General features: G+C 60.4%; 20 protein-coding genes, 1 tRNA gene and 1 pseudogene. 9 read left to right on the forward strand and 13 right to left on the reverse strand.

Going from position 1 to position 18,295, the window contains the following annotated elements; genetic code table 11:
- Nucleotides 1–3: 3 nt before the first annotated feature.
- The 5 genes from Q0P52_RS15105 to tpiA all read right to left on the reverse strand — a co-directional run bounded on the left by Q0P52_RS15105 (nt 4) and on the right by tpiA (nt 2,121).
- Nucleotides 4–480 (reverse strand): NADH-quinone oxidoreductase subunit B, encoded by a 477-nt coding sequence (locus Q0P52_RS15105; protein ID WP_045847651.1) that lies wholly within the window; start codon nt 478–480, stop codon nt 4–6.
- Complete coding sequence (locus tag Q0P52_RS15110; RefSeq protein ID WP_293765566.1) at nt 471–827, reverse strand: NADH-quinone oxidoreductase subunit A; 357 nt, start codon at nt 825–827, stop codon at nt 471–473. The genes Q0P52_RS15105 and Q0P52_RS15110 overlap by 10 nt, the downstream gene beginning before the upstream one ends.
- A gap of 93 nt (nt 828–920) precedes the next feature.
- Nucleotides 921–1,006 (reverse strand) — tRNA-Leu (locus tag Q0P52_RS15115).
- A gap of 16 nt (nt 1,007–1,022) precedes the next feature.
- The gene (gene secG / locus Q0P52_RS15120; protein ID WP_293765565.1) at nt 1,023–1,373 is read right to left on the reverse strand and encodes a preprotein translocase subunit SecG; all 351 of its coding nucleotides are present in this window, start codon (nt 1,371–1,373) and stop codon (nt 1,023–1,025) included.
- Between the two features lies 1 nt (nt 1,374).
- Complete coding sequence (gene tpiA / locus Q0P52_RS15125) at nt 1,375–2,121, reverse strand: triose-phosphate isomerase (protein WP_293765604.1); 747 nt, start codon at nt 2,119–2,121, stop codon at nt 1,375–1,377.
- Nucleotides 2,122–2,309: 188 nt separating this feature from the next.
- Here tpiA and pstS point away from each other — a divergent pair, with 188 nt between their 5' ends.
- The 5 genes from pstS (at nt 2,310) to Q0P52_RS15150 (ending at nt 7,852) form a co-directional block, all read left to right on the forward strand.
- Entirely contained in the window at nt 2,310–3,347 is a 1,038-nt protein-coding gene (gene pstS / locus Q0P52_RS15130; protein WP_293765564.1) for a phosphate ABC transporter substrate-binding protein PstS, read from the forward strand.
- A 109-nt stretch (nt 3,348–3,456) separates the two neighbouring features.
- On the forward strand, nt 3,457–4,419 hold the full coding sequence (gene pstC, locus Q0P52_RS15135) for a phosphate ABC transporter permease subunit PstC (RefSeq protein WP_293765563.1): 963 nt from the start codon (nt 3,457–3,459) through the stop codon (nt 4,417–4,419).
- 17 nt (nt 4,420–4,436) lie between these two features.
- Complete coding sequence (gene pstA, locus Q0P52_RS15140) at nt 4,437–5,345, forward strand: phosphate ABC transporter permease PstA (protein WP_293765562.1); 909 nt, start codon at nt 4,437–4,439, stop codon at nt 5,343–5,345.
- A 12-nt stretch (nt 5,346–5,357) separates the two neighbouring features.
- Nucleotides 5,358–6,122, forward strand: coding sequence for a phosphate ABC transporter ATP-binding protein PstB (gene pstB, locus Q0P52_RS15145; protein WP_293765603.1), 765 nt, complete (start codon nt 5,358–5,360; stop codon nt 6,120–6,122).
- A 296-nt stretch (nt 6,123–6,418) separates the two neighbouring features.
- Nucleotides 6,419–7,852 (forward strand): inorganic phosphate transporter, encoded by a 1,434-nt coding sequence (locus Q0P52_RS15150; RefSeq protein WP_293813769.1) that lies wholly within the window; start codon nt 6,419–6,421, stop codon nt 7,850–7,852.
- Nucleotides 7,853–8,072: 220 nt separating this feature from the next.
- Here the strand turns inward: Q0P52_RS15150 and recG are convergent, their stop codons facing one another.
- The 8 genes from recG to dusA form a co-directional block, all read right to left on the reverse strand.
- Nucleotides 8,073–10,124 (reverse strand): ATP-dependent DNA helicase RecG, encoded by a 2,052-nt coding sequence (gene recG / locus Q0P52_RS15155; RefSeq protein WP_293765560.1) that lies wholly within the window; start codon nt 10,122–10,124, stop codon nt 8,073–8,075.
- Between the two features lie 88 nt (nt 10,125–10,212).
- Nucleotides 10,213–10,647, reverse strand: coding sequence for a DUF2147 domain-containing protein (locus Q0P52_RS15160; protein WP_293765559.1), 435 nt, complete (start codon nt 10,645–10,647; stop codon nt 10,213–10,215).
- Nucleotides 10,648–10,784: 137 nt separating this feature from the next.
- Complete coding sequence (locus tag Q0P52_RS15165; protein ID WP_293765558.1) at nt 10,785–11,633, reverse strand: PhzF family phenazine biosynthesis protein; 849 nt, start codon at nt 11,631–11,633, stop codon at nt 10,785–10,787.
- Nucleotides 11,634–11,648: 15 nt separating this feature from the next.
- Nucleotides 11,649–12,038 (reverse strand): DUF4124 domain-containing protein, encoded by a 390-nt coding sequence (locus Q0P52_RS15170; protein ID WP_293765557.1) that lies wholly within the window; start codon nt 12,036–12,038, stop codon nt 11,649–11,651.
- Between the two features lie 218 nt (nt 12,039–12,256).
- Nucleotides 12,257–12,640, reverse strand: a complete 384-nt coding sequence (locus tag Q0P52_RS15175) for a RidA family protein (protein ID WP_293765556.1) — start codon at nt 12,638–12,640, stop codon at nt 12,257–12,259.
- On the reverse strand, nt 12,640–13,878 hold the full coding sequence (gene hemW / locus Q0P52_RS15180) for a radical SAM family heme chaperone HemW (protein WP_293765555.1): 1,239 nt from the start codon (nt 13,876–13,878) through the stop codon (nt 12,640–12,642). The genes Q0P52_RS15175 and hemW overlap by 1 nt, the downstream gene beginning before the upstream one ends.
- Nucleotides 13,875–14,468 (reverse strand): RdgB/HAM1 family non-canonical purine NTP pyrophosphatase, encoded by a 594-nt coding sequence (rdgB, locus tag Q0P52_RS15185; RefSeq protein WP_293765554.1) that lies wholly within the window; start codon nt 14,466–14,468, stop codon nt 13,875–13,877. Before rdgB ends, hemW begins: the two co-directional genes overlap by 4 nt.
- A 142-nt stretch (nt 14,469–14,610) precedes the next feature.
- On the reverse strand, nt 14,611–15,609 hold the full coding sequence (gene dusA / locus Q0P52_RS15190) for a tRNA dihydrouridine(20/20a) synthase DusA (RefSeq protein ID WP_293765553.1): 999 nt from the start codon (nt 15,607–15,609) through the stop codon (nt 14,611–14,613).
- 11 nt (nt 15,610–15,620) lie between these two features.
- Between dusA and Q0P52_RS15195 the strand changes: the two genes are divergently transcribed.
- The 4 genes and pseudogenes from Q0P52_RS15195 to Q0P52_RS15210 all read left to right on the forward strand — a co-directional run.
- Entirely contained in the window at nt 15,621–15,773 is a 153-nt protein-coding gene (locus Q0P52_RS15195) for a hypothetical protein (RefSeq protein WP_293765552.1), read from the forward strand.
- Between the two features lie 66 nt (nt 15,774–15,839).
- Nucleotides 15,840–16,556 (forward strand): two-component system response regulator RstA, encoded by a 717-nt coding sequence (gene rstA, locus Q0P52_RS15200; protein ID WP_293765551.1) that lies wholly within the window; start codon nt 15,840–15,842, stop codon nt 16,554–16,556.
- A gap of 3 nt (nt 16,557–16,559) precedes the next feature.
- A complete protein-coding gene (gene rstB, locus Q0P52_RS15205; protein ID WP_293765550.1) occupies nt 16,560–17,831 on the forward strand; it encodes a two-component system sensor histidine kinase RstB in 1,272 nt (423 codons plus the stop codon).
- A 139-nt stretch (nt 17,832–17,970) separates the two neighbouring features.
- Nucleotides 17,971–18,295, forward strand: a pseudogene (locus Q0P52_RS15210) (hypothetical protein); the annotation flags it as partial.

The following is an 18,295-nucleotide window of genomic DNA, read 5'->3' on the forward strand; positions in this document are numbered from 1 at the left end:
ACCTTATCGGGCGATAGTAGAGGTGCGTTTGATCTTGTTCTGCAGCTGGATGATGCCGTAAAGCAGCGCCTCGGCGGTCGGAGGACAGCCCGGCACGTAGACATCGACCGGCACGATGCGGTCACAGCCACGGACAACAGAATAGGAATAATGATAGTAGCCGCCGCCGTTGGCACAGGAGCCCATGGAAATCACCCAGCGCGGTTCGGCCATCTGGTCGTATACCTTGCGCAAGGCCGGGGCCATCTTGTTGCACAGCGTGCCCGCCACGATCATCAGGTCGGACTGACGCGGACTGGGGCGGAAAACAATGCCGAAGCGGTCAAGGTCGTATCGCGCGGCGCCGGCGTGCATCATCTCAACCGCGCAGCAAGCGAGGCCGAAGGTCATCGGCCACAGCGAACCCGTTCGGGTGTAGTTGATGAGCTTGTCGGCCGTCGTGGTAACGAAGCCTTTCTCCAGGATTCCTTCTACTCCCATTCCAGCGCTCCCTTTTTCCACATGTAGACGAAGCCGAGCGTCAGCACCGCCAAGAACTCAACCATCACGCCAAAACCGTAGGTGCCCAGTTCCTTCAGGACAACAGCCCACGGAAAGAGGAAGGCAATTTCCAGATCGAACAGGATGAAGAGAATGGCGATAAGGTAGTAGCGGACGTCAAACTTCATGCGCGCGTCTTCGAAGGCCTCGAAGCCGCACTCATAAGGAGAGAGTTTCTCAGGGTCGGGACGATTGGGCGCGAGGATCTTGCCTAGGACAATAGGACCCACGCCGACCAAGAGACCGACGATGACAAACAGCAGAATGGGAAAATAATTTTGCAGCATTTCCCGTACACCCCCAAAAAAAGGAGAAGTTACCCTCTCCTTGGCTCCAAATAAAATAGGCCACCGGAATCCCGGTGGCCTATTTTTGAATGGTGGTGCCGACAGTGAGACTCGAACTCACACAGCCTACGGCCACTACCCCCTCAAGATAGCGTGTCTACCAATTTCACCATGTCGGCACTGTATAGCTTTTGATCACTCCGGTATTTTTGATGTCGTGCCCGAAGCTTTGTCAGTCGTTGCCCCGACCGGGATTTGCGGCGCAACCTGCTCAACCTTGCCACCCATCACACCCAGATCGTTTTTTCCGCCCCCAGACAGATAAACAAGGGTGAGACTTGTAGCGAAGAATACAACCGCCGCCACTGCGGTGGTTCTACTCAGAAAATTCGCGGAACCAGACGCCCCGAACAGGCTCCCGGAAGCACCGCTTCCGAAAGCCGCACCCATGTCCGCCCCTTTGCCGTGCTGCATCAAGACAAGGACGATAATGGTGATTGCGGACAGTAGATTTACTACCCAAATGAGCGTCTTAAGAAGTTCCATACTATATCAATTTTCCTGCGGCCTGGCAAATCATCCTGAATGAATCGGCGTCCAGAGATGCCCCGCCAACAAGGGCTCCATCGACATTTTCCGTAGCCAGAATGGATTCGGCATTCTCTGCCTTTACACTGCCGCCGTAGAGGACGCGAATCTTATCCGAGGCCTTGGCGTTTTGCAAGCACCAATTCTTGATGGCGCTGTGAATTTCGGCGATCTGCTCCAGACTCGCTACCTTCCCGGTGCCAATGGCCCATACCGGCTCGTAGGCAATGACGTAGTCGCCAGCGGTCAGCTCGGACAAAATGGCAAGCTGACTGAACACCACATCCAGGTAGCGCCCAGCCTCACGCTCCTCCAGCGTCTCGCCCACGCATAACACCGGCGTCACGCCGGCTGCGATGGCATGGCGCATCTTGCTCAACAGTGCATCGTTGCCCTCGGCGAAATACTGACGGCGCTCGGAGTGTCCCACCAGCGCATAAGCACACCCGGCATCTTTCAGCATGGCAGCGGAGACTTCTCCGGTAAAAGCGCCATCTTTGTCGAAGCGGCTGACATCCTGCGAAGACAGTGCGATGCGACTGCCCTTCAAGCACTCCGCGGCTTGCGCCAGGTACACCGTCGGCACAGCCACGCCCACCCAGGGCTGGTTGGTGATATCGCTGGCGGACAGGGCATCGATCAGCGCTTTGCCGCTGTCCCGACGGGTATTCATTTTCCAGTTGCCTATGATCAGCTTGTCCGCCATGATGCGCCCGCTTTCAAATATTGAGTTCCACAAGATGCCGGCGATTATAACCTCAGGCGCAACAGGGGCCAAACCCATCCGCCGGACATTCGACGACTTGTAATATTTCTGAAAACTTGCGGCGATAGGATGCCCAACATTCACTGCAGTCACCTGCTGATCTCATCCTCTCAGGAGCAAGACATCAAATGAAACAGTCTGTACGCTTGGCCGCCACCTTCGCCCTGACCGTCGGCTTTGCCGCTTCGGCAACCGCTGCCGACATCACCGGCGCCGGCGCCACCTTTCCGTACCCGCTGTACGCCAAGTGGGCTGCCGCCTACAAATCCACTACCAACAACAGCATGAACTATCAGTCCATCGGTTCGGGCGGCGGCATCAAGCAGATCCAGACCAAGACCGTGGACTTTGGCGCATCCGACATGCCGCTGAAGGTTGAAGAGCTGGAGAAGTCCGGCCTGACCCAATTCCCCACCGTGATCGGCGGCGTAGTACCGGTATTCAACGTGCCGGGCATCGCTGCGGGCCAAGTAAAATTCTCCGGCCCGCTGCTGGCTGAAATCTTCATGGGCAAGATCACCAAGTGGAACGACCCGGCGCTGGCCAGTCTGAACCCGGGCGTGAAACTGCCGGATCAGAAGATCACCGTTGTTCGCCGTTCCGATGGTTCCGGCACTACCTTCATCTTCACCAACTACCTGTCCAAGGTCTCTTCCGACTGGGCCGGCAAAGTGGGCTCCAACACTGCCGTGAACTGGCCTACCGGCGTGGGCGGCAAGGGCAATGAAGGCGTGGCCAACTATGTAACCCGCATCAAGGGTTCCATCGGCTACGTTGAGTACGCTTACGCCAAGCAGAACAAGCTGACCTACGGCCAACTGAAGAATCAGTCCGGCGCTTATGTGTCTCCGGACGAGAAGGCGTTCAAGGCCGCCGCCGCCAACGCTGACTGGAAAAAGGCTCCGGGCTTTTATCTGATCCTGACCGATCAACCGGGCAAGGACAGCTGGCCGATCTCCGGCGCCACCTTCATCCTGATGCACAAGAAGCAGGACAAGCCGGCGCAGGGTACCGAAGTGCTGAAGTTCTTCGACTGGGCCTACAAGAACGGCGACAAGACTGCGCTGGATCTGGATTACATCCCGATGCCGGACAGCGTCAAAACCGTGATCCGCTCCAGCTGGAAGCAGATCACCGACGCCAGCGGCAAGCCGGTTCTGAACTGATCGCCCGCTTTCGCCAGCGCGATGTTTGCCGAAGGGCGACGCTGGCAAGGCAGAAAGGCCGGGGTGAGCAGCCCCGGCTTTTTGTCTGACAAGCCTAATTGAGTCCTACATGGAAAAGTTCAGCAATCACCAGAAAATGCGGCAGCAGATGCTGCTGGACAACATCTTCCGGCTTACCACGCGCAGTTTTGCGTTTCTGGTGCTGGCCCTGCTGGTTGGCATCCTGATTTCGCTGCTGATCGGCGCAATGCCAAGCATCGAGAAATTCGGCTTCGGCTTTCTGTTCAATTCGGACTGGGACCCGGTAGCGGAACATTACGGCGCGCTGGTGCCGATTTTCGGCACGCTGGCCACCTCCTTCATCGCGCTGCTGATTGGCGTACCTGTCAGCTTTGGCATTGCCGTGTTCCTCACCGAACTCTGTCCCACCTGGCTGAAACGTCCTCTGGGGGTTTGCGTAGAACTGCTGGCGGGCATTCCCTCCATCATTTACGGCATGTGGGGCCTGTTTGTTTTTGCCCCGCTCTTTTCCGAGCACGTGCAGCCTTGGCTGATCGACAATCTGGGCGATCTTCCGCTGCTGGGCTTGTTGTTCCAGGGCGCGCCCATGGGTATCGGCGTGTTCACCGCCGGCCTGATCCTCGCCATCATGGTGATCCCGTTTATCGCTTCGGTGATGCGCGACGTCTTCGAAGTAGTGCCGACCATGCTGAAGGAGTCCGCTTACGGCCTGGGCTCCACCACATGGGAAGTGGTGCGTTACGTGGTGCTGCCTTACACCAAAGCGGGCGTTATCGGCGGCATCATGCTGGGTTTGGGCCGCGCGCTGGGTGAAACCATGGCGGTTACCTTTGTCATCGGCAACTCCACCCGCTTTGCCGTGGGTCTGTTTGAGCCGGGACAGTCGATTTCTTCCGCACTGGCCAACGAGTTTGCCGAAGCCACCGGCGTGTTCCACATGGCGTCGCTGATCGAACTGGGCCTGATCCTGTTCTTCATTACCTTCATTGTGCTGGCTTGTGCCAAGTTCCTGCTACTGCGTCTGCAGAAACAGGAAGGCCGCGCACACTAAGTAAAGCGTAGGGAATCATGGCCAACTCCACTCTGAGTGATACCCTGCAAGCACAGGGCTCCAGCGGAAACAGCAGCATGAACAACTCCATTTACCGCCGTCGGCGGTTCGTCAATTCCTTCAACATGGTCGCATCAACTCTGACCATGGGCTTCGGCCTTTTCTGGCTGTTCTGGATTCTCTTTACCCTGTTACAGCACGGTTTGTCCGGCCTGACCCTGCAGGCTCTGACCCAGAGCACCCCTCCCCCGGGCAGCCAGGGCGGGCTCGCCAACGCCATCTACGGCAGCGTGGCGATGACCATAACCGGTACGCTGATCGGCACCCCCATCGGCATTCTGGCTGGCGTGTATCTGGCGGAATTCGGCCAGCGCGGCTGGCTGGCGCCGGCCACTCGCTTCATCAACGATATCCTGCTGTCCGCCCCGTCTATCGTGATCGGCCTGTTTGTCTATGAGGTGTACGTGGTGAGCGTGGGGCACTTTTCTGGCTGGGCGGGTTCGCTGGCGCTGGCCTTGCTGGTGATTCCGGTGGTGGTGCGCACCACGGAAAACATGCTGCGCCTGGTACCCAACAGTCTGCGCGAGGCTGCGGCGGCCTTGGGCGCGCCGCAGTGGAAAATCACCCTGTATGTGACGCTGCGTTCCGCTAAGGCAGGCGTCATGACCGGCATCTTGCTGGCGGTGGCGCGCATTTCCGGCGAGACCGCCCCGCTGCTGTTCACCGCGCTGAACAACCAGTTCTTCAGCAGCAATATGAATCAGCCGATGGCCAACCTGCCCATCGTGATTTTCCAGTTCGCCATGAGCCCGTACGAAGACTGGCACACCCTGGCCTGGGCCGGCGCGTTGCTGATTACGCTCAGTGTTCTGACGCTCAACATCCTTGCCCGCTGGATGGGCAGACAAAAAACCCAATCGCATTAAGGCATGACGACGATGGCTGACAACAACGCCAAGCTTCAGGTACGCAACCTGAACTTCTTCTACGGCAATTTCCACGCCCTGAAGGGCATCAATCTGGAAATCGCCCCGCGCATGGTCACCGCTTTCATCGGCCCGTCCGGTTGCGGCAAATCCACCCTGCTGCGCACCTTCAACCGCATGTATGAGCTGTACCCCGGCCTGCGGAGCGAAGGCGAGATCCTGCTGGACGGTGAAAACATCCTGGCCCGCGACGTGGACATCAATCTGCTGCGCGCCAAGGTGGGCATGGTATTCCAGAAACCCACCCCTTTCCCGATGTCCATCTACGACAACATCACTTTTGGCGTGAAGCTGTACGAGAAGTTGTCCAAGACTGAAATGGACGACCGCGTGGAATGGGCGCTGCGCAAAGCCGCGCTGTGGGACGAAGTGAAGGACAAGCTCAAGCAGTCTGGCAATTCGCTATCCGGCGGCCAGCAACAGCGTCTATGCATTGCCCGCGCCGTGGCCTCCAAGCCGGAAGTGCTGCTGCTGGATGAACCTACCTCGGCGCTGGACCCGATTTCCACAGCCCACATCGAAGAGCTGATTCATGAGCTTAAAGAGGACTACACCATCGCCATCGTGACGCACAACATGCAGCAGGCGGCCCGTGTGTCGGACTTCACCGCTTACATGTATCTGGGCGAGCTGGTGGAGTTCGGCGCTACTGACGACATCTTCACCGCGCCCAAGCAAAAGGCTACCGAAGACTACATCACCGGCAAGTTCGGCTAAGCGCCTTTTGCCCTCTCACAAGCCCTCCGGCCCTTCGCCGGCAGGGCTTTTTCTGCTTCGGGGGGCAGGTTTGCCGAAGAAACATGCCGGCATGATCCTCATGGAATTCAAACACTTGACCCCCCTCGCAATGGGGTCTGTCAAGGAAGTTTGATGCTTCGCAACAGGAATGCCACAAGCCGTATTTTTTTTGTTTCAAACGCTTGACGTGTCATGCGCTGGAAACAACAATCGCGGCTTCTTTTACACTCTCTTTATCCATCATGCTGGACCTCTTCGCGGGGCTTGATTCCCATGTGGCTATCACCCTGGTCTTGTCGCTGGGTTTCGTCCTGGCTTTTGAATTCATCAACGGTTTCCATGACACGGCCAACGCAGTCGCCACGGTCATCTACACCCAGTCGATGAAACCCCGTCTGGCGGTATTCGCCTCGGGCATGTTCAACTTTCTGGGCGTGATCACCGGCGGCCTGGCTGTCGCCTACTCCATCGTGCACTTGCTGCCGGTAGACCTGCTGGTTTCGGTCAACACCGCCCGCGGCATGGCCATGGTGTTCGCGCTGCTGACCGCCGCCATCGCCTGGAACCTCGGCACCTGGTATTTCGGTTTGCCGGCCTCCAGCTCGCATACGCTGATCGGCGCCATTCTGGGTGTCGGCATCGCCAACAGCCTGATCAACAGCACCTCGCTGGCACAGGGCATCAACTGGGGCAAAGCCATTGATGTGGGCTTGTCGCTGCTGTGTTCGCCGCTGGTCGGCGCACTGCTGTCCGGGCTGCTTGTACTGTCTCTGCGCCGGTTCCGTCCCGACAGCAACATGCACAAAACGCCGTTCCAGCGTCAGCAAGTCGAAGGCCGCAAGCACCCGCCGTTCTGGATGCGTTTCATGCTGATTCTCACCTCCATGGGCGTGAGCTTCTCGCATGGCTCCAACGACGGCCAAAAAGGCGTGGGCCTGATCATGCTGGTGCTGATCGGCATCGTACCGGCCAAATACGTGCTGGATCTGAACAGCACGCCTTACCAGATCGAACGTACCCGCGATGCGGCGTTGCACTTGCAGCAGTTCTACAACCGCCATCAAGTGGAACTGGACGCCATGTTCAAGCCTGCCGCCAATGACGCAGACAAGAGCAAACATGAGTGCCGTCCCCGCGATACGCTGAAAACCGCCGATAATCTGCTGACCGCACTGGGCGATGGCAGCAGCTATCGCAACCTGCCGGACAGCAAGCGCTGGGATGTGCGCACCGACCTGCTCTGCCTGGATGACGCTGCCAAGAAGGCGGCCACACTGCCCAACCTCACCGCCGACGACAAGCAACTGCTGACCAATCTTCGCAAGGATCTGACCGCCACTACCGAATACGCGCCCACCTGGGTGATTGTGGCGGTAGCGCTGTCGCTGGGCGTTGGCACCATGATTGGCTGGAAACGCGTGGTGAAAACGGTGGGCGAAGGTATCGGCAAACGCGATATGACCTACGCGCAGGGCATGTCCGCGCAACTCACCGCGGCCGTTTCCATCGGCCTTGCCAGCCAGTTCGGCTTCCCGGTGTCCACCACCCATGTGCTGTCCAGCGGCGTGGCCGGCACCATGGTGGCCGACAAGGCCGGCCTGCAGATGTCCACCGTCCGCTCCATCCTGCTGGCCTGGGTGTTTACCCTGCCGGTATCGATGCTACTGGCCGGCGGCCTCTACTATCTGGCGGCCAGCTGGTTGAAGTAAGCTCGCCAGCGCAAAGAAAAAGCCGCCTCCGGGCGGCTTTTTCTTTGGCACAGCATCATCGCGCCGGCTGGCTTATTTGATATTGGTCAAACTTTGCACAGCATCTCATTGCTTCCGAAATTAACGATTTGCTAATATAACAACGCTTCATCATGGTTTCTCCTTTGTTGTTTGCAGCAATCCCCTTATTGCCTCGGCCCCCCAGCCGAGGCATTTTTTTTCATGCGCTGAGAAACTGTTCTCGCCCGGAAAGCCAGCGATCCAGATGGGCCTCGACCGCTTCCGGATGGCGCTGCAACATCAGGGGCGCCAGTTCCCTCGCCTGTTCCAGCAGGGAAACGTCAGCCTCCAGATCGGCGAAGCGCAACATCGGCACGCCGCTTTGACGCGCGCCGAGGAACTCGCCCGGCCCCCGTATCTGCAAATCCTGCCGCGCGATCTCGAAACCATCGACATTTTCGTAAATCACTTTCAAGCGCGCCTTGGCCAAATCAGACAAGGGATTCTCGTATAACAACATACACACACTGCGCGCACTGCCCCGCCCCACCCGCCCGCGCAGCTGGTGCAATTGCGCCAGCCCCATGCGCTCGGCGTGCTCGATCACCATCAAACTGGCATTGGGCACATCCACGCCGACCTCAATCACCGTGGTGGCCACCAGCACTTGCAACTCGCCTGCGGCGAAGGCCGCCATCACGGCGGCTTTCTCATCCGGCTTCATGCGGCCATGCACCAGCCCCACCTGACGGTGCGGCAAGGCTTCGGCCAACTGCAGATGGGTGTCCACCGCCGTCTGCAACTGCAAGGTTTCCGATTCTTCAATCAAAGGGCAAACCCAGTACGCCTGATTGCCTTCGGCGCAGGTCTTGTCCACATAAGCCACCACTTCCGTCCGGCGCGCGTTGTTGATCAGCTTGGTGGTGATGGGCGTACGGCCCGGCGGCAATTCGTCGATGACGGAGACATCCAGATCGGCGTAAAAGCTCATTGCCAGCGTGCGCGGTATCGGGGTGGCAGACATCATCAGCTGATGAGGCTCCACGCCCTTGTCTTTCAGCGCAAGCCGCTGGCCGACGCCAAAACGGTGCTGCTCATCGACGATCGCCAGGCCCAGGCGCTGAAAAGCCACATCATCCTGAAACAAGGCGTGCGTTCCCACCGCCAGCCGGGCTTCGCCGTTGGCAATCTCCTCCAAGGCGGCTTGCTTCTGCTTCTTACGCAGGCTTCCGGTCAGCCAGCTCACCCGGATGCCCAAAGGCGCCAGCCAACCGGCCAGTTTGCGGTAATGCTGCTCGGCGAGGATCTCGGTGGGCGCCATCAGCGCCACCTGAAAACCCGCCTCCATGGCATGCAAGGCGGCCAGCGCCGCCACAATGGTCTTGCCGCTGCCCACATCGCCTTGCAGCAGGCGGTGCATGGGATGCGCCTGGCGCAAATCGCTCACGATTTCATCCAGCACCTTGCGCTGCGCGCCGGTAAGCGCAAACGGCAAACTTTCCAGCAGCCGGCGGCTGAGCGAGCCGTCGCCCTGCAAGCGGGCCGCCTTGCCTTGCCGACGCGCGCGATAGGCCAGCCGCATTGACAATTGCTGAGCCAGCAACTCATCAAACTTCAATCGCTGCCAGGCCGGCAGCATTGGGTCGCTCAACTGGATTGCGCTGTAATCCGGCGGCGGGTTATGCAACAACCGTACCGCTTCGGCAAACGGCATCAGCCGCAAAGAGTCCGCCATGCCGGCCGGCAGGGTTTCTTCCATGCGCTGGCGCGACAGTTCACTGCGAATCAGCTTGCGCAGCATGGGCTGGGTGACACCGTTTACCGTGGGATACACCGGTGTGAGGCTGTCGGCCAGCGGCGCGCCGTCGTCCACCTGGCGAATTTTGGGGTGCACCATTTCGTCGCCCAGAAAGCCGCGACGGATTTCACCCAGCGCACGGATGCGATTGCCTTCGGCAAACTGTTTGAGGTGGCTGGGATAGAAATGGATGAAACGCAGCACCAGACTGGCGCCGGCGCTGTCTTCGATGCGCACTACCAGCTGGCGGCGCGGACGAAACTGGACTTCATGCGTGCTGACCGCACCCTCTACCAGCACCGGCTGGCCATATGGCGCATCGGCAATCGGAAACAGGTGAGTTTCGTCCTCATAGCGCAGCGGCAGATGCAGGACGAGGTCGAAACGGCGGCGCAGGCCAAGCTTGTCCAGCTTCTTGGCCAGGGCGGGCGCCACATCAAGCGGCTGGTTGGCGGGATCGTTGAGCGTGCTCATCGGGCACGATTGTACAGAAAAAACAGGGCGGCACGCCTTGCAGCCTGCCGCCCTGCCCTTCTGTCCGGCACTAGGCCGATTGAATCTTTTACTGGCGTTCCCACACTTGGGTGCGACCCAGCAGGGACACGCCGAGGAAACCGCGCACTTCCAGCTTCTTGCCGCCTTCCACCAGCTTCATCTTGGCGCTGTAGATCTTGCCGTTGTGCGGATCGAGAATTTTGCCGTTGTTCCAGTTTTCGCCGTCTTTCTTCAGGCCCCACAGGATGGTCATGCCATTGACCGGCTTGCCCTTACGATCGCCGTCGCACTCGTCGCACACCGCGTCCGGATGCTGGAACAGCTTGATGATCTTGCCGCTCAATTCGCCGTTGGCGCCTTCGTTGATCTGCACCAGCGCCTTCACCTGCTTGGTTTCGTCGTCGATGGTTTTCCAGGTGCCGGCTGCGGTATCGGCCAGCGCCATGTGAGAGAACAGGCCGACGGTAACGGCCAGGGCGGCTGCCTTGCAATGCTTGAACATGTGGTCTTTCCTCGTGTTGATATCGTTATGTGAAACGCTGGTTTGGAGCAGCGGCTCTAGCATGCCAACGCGCCCAGCCAGCGTCAAGCAAAGCAACGGACGCCGCCTTGCCTGCCATCACAAAACGACATCAGACGCTACAGGAAAGCAGACAGGTCGAGCACTCCGCCGCCCAGCGCCATCACCTTGCCACCAACGGTAATGCGCAGCGCCTCATCCACCCCCAGGTACAACACATTGGGGCGCTGAATGGCTTCGCCCTGCTCCACGCGCCACTGCAGCGGGGGTGGTAGATGCAGACTGCACCAGCCGCCCAGATTGGCGCAGGCCGAACCGGTGCCGGGGTCTTCGATCACGGCGCCCAGTTGCTCAAAAAACAGGCGCACGGTAGCGATGCCGCGGTCTTCATGCCAGAGGTAGGCAATGCTGCGCCCGGGGCGCAAGGTGGCAGAACGCAGGAACAGGGTCGGCAGGGGCCGCGCCCGCAATACCGCGGCCTTGCTGGCTACGCGCACCAGCATCTGCTCGGTGCCGGTATTCACCCAGGTAGGCGAGGCCAGGATGTCGTCTTCGGCCAACCCCAGCATGGCGGCGGTGTCGGCAACCGTCACGCCCGACTCGCGCTCCGACGCGGCATTGGCTTGCAGGGTAAAGCAGCCTTGCGCATGCCGGATGGGGATCACCCCGGCGCGGGTTTCCAGCGCGAAGTCGTCGCCCAAGCCGCGTAAAGCATGTAAGACGCTGGCGCTGCCAATGGTGGGATGGCCGGCAAAGGGCAACTCATAGCTTGGGGTGAAAATCCGCAAACTGGCGGTCGCGCGTTCCGAAGGAAAAATGAACACGGTTTCGGACAGATTCATCTGCCTCGCCAGCAATTGCATGGCGCGGTCATCCAGCCCGTGCGCATCCGTGAACACACACAAGGGATTGCCGCCGAAAGGGCTTTCGGCAAACACATTTACCAACTGGTAGGCATAGCGAGACATGGCGGAACTCGGTTGTCATGGACAGCCCTTATCCTGCAGACCTTGAGCCAAGGCGGCAAGACGGCTGTGCAAACGGATTGTTTTGCTTTCAGAACGAGACAGTCGCAGCCATGCAGCGCGATCCCGGCGACATTGCGCCAGCCATCGGCGCTGGACGGCGGCTGGCCGCTCGCTGTGTCGCGACGCCGCTTGAGCCGTCTTTCCCTTGGCGGCTGCTTTGGGTTGGCAACGGTCCGGTTCGCAAGCCACCACGCTCAACAAGCCGTCACTCATGCTCTCCTGCGCATGCGGTGCGACGCAGGGCTGATCCTGATACACCAGCGCGCCTTGTGGATGGCGGCACTTATAGACATCGGCGGCATGCGCCAACATGGGCCAGAACAATATCAGCCACAGTTTTTTCATCAGGCATCTCCGCGCGGATGCCGCCAGCCATCGCAACAACATGCCCCGCGCAGTCGGCAACAACCGGTTCACTACGCAGGCGGCGCTTTGCGGGCAATTAACCGGCAGCGCAAAAAACGCAGATGTAGCGCTTTTGCGTTTCTTGCGCTGCTGCCCGCCCGGACAGCAAAGAAAAAAGGCGGCCAAGGCCGCCTTTTTCACTGCGCCGGCTGGAAAAATCAGCCGAGGAACAGCACCGCTTCCGCCTCAACTTGCACGCCCTTGGGCAGGCTGGCCACGCCCACGGCGGCGCGAGCCGGGTAGGGCTTGCTGAAGTACTGGCCCATGATTTCGTTGAAGGTGGCGAAATTGGACAGATCGGTCAGATAGGCATTGAGCTTGACGATCTGGTCCAGGCTGCCGCCGGCGGCTTCGCACACGGCTTTCAGGTTCTTGAATACTTGATGGGTTTCAGCGGCGAAACCGCCTTCCACCACGGTCATGGTGGCCGGGTCCAACGGGATCTGGCCGGACAGATACACGGTGTTGCCGGCCTTTACGGCCTGGGAGTAAGCGCCGATGGCGGCCGGGGCGTTGTCGGTGTGGATGATTTCTTTGCTCATTACAGGTCTCCTTCTTTGAGGAACAGGGTTAACAGGTCGTTGAGGAAGCGCTGCCCCTTTAGCGTGGGGCGGATGAAGGCGGCGTCCTCGTCCAGCAAGCCGTCGGCGCGCGCGGCGTCCAGCTCCCGACGGATGCTGGACAACGGCAGACCAGTGCGCTCGGTAAAAAGCCGGCTTTCCACCCCGCCGGTCAGGCGCAGGGCGTTCATCATGAATTCAAAAGGCAGATCGGCGCGGCCCACAGCCTGGCGGCTTTGCACCGGACGGCCCTCGGCGATGGTCTGCAGATAGGCCGCTGGCTGCTTGGCGCGGGTTTCCCGCACTACGCCTTCGTGATTGCTGACCTTGCCGTGTGCGCCAGCGCCGATGCCCAGATAGTCGCCAAACTGCCAGTAGTTGAGATTGTGCCGGCATTGGCGGCCCGGCTTGGCGAAAGCCGAGGTTTCGTAATGCTCGAAGCCCGCTTCGGCCAACCTTGCCTCCACCGCCTCCTGCATGTCGGCCGACAACTCGTCGTCCGGCAGATTGGCCGGCGTGCGCACAGCGTACAGGGTATTGGGCTCGATGGTGAGGTGATAGGCCGACAAATGTGTGATGCCGTGCGACAAGGCGGTGTCCAGATCCAGCATGGCCTCGTCCAGCGTTTGACCCGGCAAGGCGTACATCAGGTCCAGATTGACGTTGTCGAAATGCGTCAGGGCGATGTCCACCGCGCGGCGCGCGTCGTCGCCGTCATGAATGCGCCCCAGCGTCTTGAGATGATGCGGCTGAAAGCTCTGGATGCCGATGGACAGCCGGTTGACCCCGGCCTCGCGAAAGCCGCGGAATTTCTCGGCCTCGAAGGTGCCCGGATTGGCCTCCATGGTGATTTCCGCATCCGGATGCAGCCGCACCCGGGCGCGCACACCAGCCAGCAGCGCGTCCACCGCGCCGGCGGACAGCAGGCTGGGCGTGCCGCCGCCCATGAAGATGGTGCTGACCGGCCGGCCCCAGACAGCAGGCAGGCCATGCTCCAGGTCGCGCAGCAAGGCCTCGACATAAGCCATCTCATCCATGCCCGCAGCCAGCAAGGAAGGGGCGGCGACCACCGGGATAACACCGGCGGCGGGCTTGAGCTCGTGCGAGTTGAAATCGCAGTACGGGCACTTTTTCACGCACCAGGGCACATGGATGTAAAGCGACAACGGCGGCAGCTCGCGCAGGCCGCCTTTCAGCGCGGACAGATCGATAACGCTCATGCCAGCTCTTGCAGTTTCAGCAGCAGGCCCTGCATGGCCTTGCCGCGATGGCTCACGCGGTTTTTCTCTGCGGCGTCCAGCTGCGCCACGGTGCAGCCGTAGTCCGGCAGGAAGAAATAGGGGTCGTAGCCGAAGCCGCCTTCGCCGGCTGCCTGATCCTGCACTTCGCCCAACCACATGCCGTCCGCTACCAGCGGTTGCGGGTCGTCGGCATGGCGCACCAGCACTAGCACGCAGTAATACCAGGCGCGGCGGTTGTCCTTGCCTTGCAGTTTTTCAATCAGCCTGGCGTTGTTGCGTTCGTCGGATTTGGGTTCGCCGGCATAGCGGGCGGACAGCACGCCGGGCTTGCCGCCCAGCGCTTCCACACAAATGCCGGAATCGTCCGCCAGCGCCGGCAAACCGGTTACGCGGCTGGCGTGGCGCGCTTTTTCCAGCGCATTTTCCAGAAAGGTGTAATGCGGCTCCGGGCACTCGGGCACGTTCAGTTGCCCCTGCGGGATCACCGTCACGCCCAACTGGGCGAGCAGTGCGGAGAATTCCTTGAGTTTGCCTGCGTTGTTGCTGGCCAGTACCAGTTTGTCGAACATGGATGACAGTCCTCTGGCGTTGGTGGGTAAAGACGGGCCCGACTGACGGGCCCGACGCGGCCGAAGGAGGAGACTACCCGTCGCCGCCCGGCGCGTCCATTGTTGCGCCGGTTGATGACAAACTGCGGCGAACGGGCCGCTCTTACTCGACCAGCCGACGGCTGCCCATGCTCTCCAGCGCCTGCAGCAGCAGCTTGCCATCCGCGCCGTCCAGCAGACGGGCGTCGGACAGCGTGCGCCGCCATGCGCGCGCGCCGGGCACGCCCTGGAACAACCCCAGAATATGACGGGCGATATTGCGCAGCTTGTGGCCTTCGGCCAAGCGGTCGGCAATATAAGGCAGCATGGCGGCCACCACCGCCTCGCGCGTGGACGCAGGCGCGCTGGCGCCATAAAAACGCTGATCCCAGTCAGCCATGATCCAGGGGTTGTGGTAGGCCTCGCGCCCCACCATTACGCCGTCCACATGGCGCAAATGCCCTGCGATCTCTTCATTGGTTTTCACGCCGCCGTTGAGCAGGATCTCCAGCTCCGGCCGTTCGGCTTTCAGCCGGTAGACATAGTCGTACTTCAGCGGCGGGATTTCGCGGTTCTCCTTCGGGCTGAGGCCTTTGAGAATGGCGTTGCGGGCGTGCACGATGAAGGTACGACAACCGGCAGCGGCCACCTGATCGACAAAACCGGCCAGGTAATCGTAATGCTCGATCTGGTCGATGCCGATGCGATGCTTGACGGTGACATCGATGGACACCGCATCGCGCATGGCTTTGACACAATCCGCCACCAGTTGCGGCTCCGCCATCAGGCAGGCGCCGAAGGCCCCTTTCTGCACGCGCTCGGACGGGCAGCCCACGTTCAGGTTCACCTCGTCGTAGCCCCACTCTTCGGCCAACTTGGCGCAGCGCGCCAGCTCATCGGGTTCCGAGCCTCCCAATTGCAAGGCCACCGGATGCTCGCTGTCATGAAAGGACAGATGGCGCGGCACGTCGCCGTGCAGCAGGGCACCGGTGGTCACCATCTCGGTGTAGAGCCAAGTGTCGCGGGTAATCAGGCGGGCGAAGTAGCGATAGTGGCGATCGGTCCAGTCCAGCATGGGCGCGACGGACAGAGTGCGGGACGGCAAGGTGCGTGGGTGAGTCATGACAATCCGTGATGACGTTTGCCGAAGGCGGCGCGCGCTTCGGCAAACGTTTGAAAGCAAACGGAGAATTATCCTTGCTGCGCCCCGCGCGGGTCAAGGCGGATCGCGCCTTGACGCCCTGCGCTCAGGCCGCGATTGACACACCGCAGGCCGGTCATGGTTGAGTCGGCCTGCCGGGCGCGAGATACTTCGTCCTTATCGATATTGAAACTGCAAGAACGGATATGCCGATGACGCACCGCATCGTGTTTGTGGAAGACGATCAGGACCTGGCCGAGCTGATCCGCGACTTTCTCTCCCGCCATGAAATGGACGTGGTGATCGAGCCGCGCGGCGACACCGCCATGGCCGCCATCGAACGCGAAGCGCCCGACCTGGTGATGCTGGACATCATGCTGCCGGGCAAGGACGGCCTGTCCATCTGCCGCGAGCTGCGCCCGCGCTTCGACGGCCCCATCGTCATGCTCACCTCGCTGGACAGCGACATGAACCAGATTCTGGGTCTGGAGCTGGGAGCCAACGACTACATCCTCAAGACTACCCCGCCCTCGGTGCTGGCCGCCCGCCTGCGCGCGCAGTTGCGCAATATGCGCCCCAGCCAGTCCGCACCGGAAAACCCGCCGCCCAAAACCCAGCGCAAAATGGTGTTCGGCCAACTGGCCATCGACCCGGTAAGCCGCGACGTGGTGCTGGAGGGCGAAAAAATCGCCCTGTCCACCTCCGACTTCGACCTATTGTGGTTGCTGGCCAGCCACGCCGGCGAGACGCTCAACCGCGACATCCTGCTCAAGGAAATGCGCGGCGTGAGCTACGACGGACTGGACCGCAGCATCGATGTGGCCATTTCCCGCCTGCGCAAAAAGCTGGGCGACAACCCCAGCGAGCCCTTCCGCATCAAGACGGTGCGCAACCGGGGCTATCTGTTCTCCCTGTCCGGCTGGGAGTAATCGGTGCGCCGGCTATTCATCCAGTTTTACATGCTGTTGATGGTCTGCTTCATCGTGGCCGTCATGCTGGTGGGCGCCGTCTACAAGCAGGCGGTGGACGATGTGGGCGAGCGCTATCTGTCCGATCTGCTGCGCACCACGCTGTCCCTGATCGAGGCCGATCTGCACGGAGTGCCGGAAGACCGCTGGACCGAAACCCTGGCCACCTCCAATCACGACTTCACCTTCAAGGTGAACGTGGAAAAGCAAAGCAACTACGTGCTGGACGAGGAATCGGAAGAGGCCCTCAACCGTGGCGAGATCGTCATGCTGGAAGACAAATATCTCTTCCTGCAGAAGATAGAAGACAGCAACTACCTGCTGGTGGCCGGGCCACTGCGCTACCTGTTCTTCCTGCACCAGCTCAAATGGGTGGATTACGCCCTACTGGGCCTGTTGGGCCTGTCCATGGCCATTCCCGTGTTCTTGTGGATGCAACCGCACTGGAAGGATCTGGTACTGCTGGAAAAAACCGCCGGCAAGCTGGCGGGCGGCGATTTCTCCGCCCGCGTCAACCTGCCCGGCCGCTCCGGCGTCTCCCAAGTGGGCGAAGCCTTCAACCATATGGCGGACAATATCGCCGCCCTGCTGGCCAGCAAGAAAGCGCTGACCAACGCGGTGGCCCACGAGTTGCGCACGCCCCTGGCCCGGCTGCGCTACCGGCTGGCGCTGCTGGAGGGCGAAGAGGACTCACCCGCCAAGCAGGCCATGGAAAAGGACATTACCGCCATTGAAACGCTGGTGGAAGAGTTGCTGTTCCACGCCAAGCTGGACCGACCGGAAGCGCCGCTGAAGCTGGCTGGTTTCAATGCCGTGGAGTGGGCTCGCGAGCGGATCGAACTGCAATTGCCTCTGGCCGAACATCTGGACTGGCAGATGCCGGAACCGGCTGAGACAGAGTTTCTCGCTGACCAGTACCTGCTTACCCGCGCGCTGGACAACTTCCTTTCCAACGCTCGTCGCTATGCGCGCAACACCATCCGCACCACGGTACAGGTGGAAAACCGCAATTGCGTGGTGATGGTGGACGACGATGGTCCCGGCATTCCGGAAGAAGACCGTGCCCGGATTTTCGACCCCTTCATCCGCCTGGATGAAAGCCGCGGCCGCAAAACCGGCGGGCACGGGCTGGGGCTGGCCATCGTTGCCGGCATCGCCCGTCTGCATCATGGCGAAGTGAAAGTGGAAGCCTCGCCGCTGGGTGGCTCCCGCTTCATCTTGCGCTGGCCGATTTGAATTGTACATTTCGTTACACAGGGATACATGGGTCGGGTAGACGCTGCACTGCCGCATCTATAGGATCGTCAGCTCGAAAGAATGGGTATTTCCCATTCACTTACAGAATTTTCCTGATGACTCTAGGAGTTGTTTAAAAATGAAAAAGCTGGCTCTGCTCGCTCTGACCGCCACCTTCAGCCTGGCCTCCGCCGCCGGTTTCGCTGCTGAAAAGAACGCTTCCGCTCCGGTAGCTATCCACAAGGCCAAGAAGGCTGAGAAGAAGGCTGACAAGAAGGACGCCTCCGCTCAAAAGGCTCAAGCTGCTGAAGCTTCCGCTCCGGCCAAGAAGGCCAAGAAAGTAGCCAAGAAGGATGCTTCCGCTCAGAAGGCTCAAGCCGCTGAAGCTTCCGCTCCGGCCAAGAAGGCTAAGAAAGTAGCCAAGAAGGACGCTTCCGCTCAGAAGGCTCAAGCCGCTGAAGCTT

Source organism: uncultured Aquitalea sp. (assembly GCF_945957525.1).
In the GTDB taxonomy this organism is placed as follows: Bacteria; Pseudomonadota; Gammaproteobacteria; order Burkholderiales; family Chromobacteriaceae; genus Aquitalea.

Bases quoted from the DNA above. Each gene is read 5' to 3' on its own strand.
- Q0P52_RS15105 (WP_045847651.1), bottom strand. From the start codon at position 480: ATGGGAGTAGAAGGAATCCTGGAGAAAGGCTTCGTTACCACGACGGCC.
- Q0P52_RS15110 (WP_293765566.1), bottom strand. From the start codon at position 827: ATGCTGCAAAATTATTTTCCCATTCTGCTGTTTGTCATCGTCGGTCTC.
- secG (WP_293765565.1), bottom strand. From the start codon at position 1,373: ATGGAACTTCTTAAGACGCTCATTTGGGTAGTAAATCTACTGTCCGCA.
- tpiA (WP_293765604.1), bottom strand. From the start codon at position 2,121: ATGGCGGACAAGCTGATCATAGGCAACTGGAAAATGAATACCCGTCGG.
- pstS (WP_293765564.1), top strand. From the start codon at position 2,310: ATGAAACAGTCTGTACGCTTGGCCGCCACCTTCGCCCTGACCGTCGGC.
- pstC (WP_293765563.1), top strand. From the start codon at position 3,457: ATGGAAAAGTTCAGCAATCACCAGAAAATGCGGCAGCAGATGCTGCTG.
- pstA (WP_293765562.1), top strand. From the start codon at position 4,437: ATGGCCAACTCCACTCTGAGTGATACCCTGCAAGCACAGGGCTCCAGC.
- pstB (WP_293765603.1), top strand. From the start codon at position 5,358: ATGGCTGACAACAACGCCAAGCTTCAGGTACGCAACCTGAACTTCTTC.
- recG (WP_293765560.1), bottom strand. From the start codon at position 10,124: ATGAGCACGCTCAACGATCCCGCCAACCAGCCGCTTGATGTGGCGCCC.
- Q0P52_RS15160 (WP_293765559.1), bottom strand. From the start codon at position 10,647: ATGTTCAAGCATTGCAAGGCAGCCGCCCTGGCCGTTACCGTCGGCCTG.
- Q0P52_RS15165 (WP_293765558.1), bottom strand. From the start codon at position 11,633: ATGTCTCGCTATGCCTACCAGTTGGTAAATGTGTTTGCCGAAAGCCCT.
- Q0P52_RS15170 (WP_293765557.1), bottom strand. From the start codon at position 12,038: ATGAAAAAACTGTGGCTGATATTGTTCTGGCCCATGTTGGCGCATGCC.
- Q0P52_RS15175 (WP_293765556.1), bottom strand. From the start codon at position 12,640: ATGAGCAAAGAAATCATCCACACCGACAACGCCCCGGCCGCCATCGGC.
- hemW (WP_293765555.1), bottom strand. From the start codon at position 13,878: ATGAGCGTTATCGATCTGTCCGCGCTGAAAGGCGGCCTGCGCGAGCTG.
- rdgB (WP_293765554.1), bottom strand. From the start codon at position 14,468: ATGTTCGACAAACTGGTACTGGCCAGCAACAACGCAGGCAAACTCAAG.
- dusA (WP_293765553.1), bottom strand. From the start codon at position 15,609: ATGACTCACCCACGCACCTTGCCGTCCCGCACTCTGTCCGTCGCGCCC.
- Q0P52_RS15195 (WP_293765552.1), top strand. From the start codon at position 15,621: ATGACGTTTGCCGAAGGCGGCGCGCGCTTCGGCAAACGTTTGAAAGCA.
- rstA (WP_293765551.1), top strand. From the start codon at position 15,840: ATGACGCACCGCATCGTGTTTGTGGAAGACGATCAGGACCTGGCCGAG.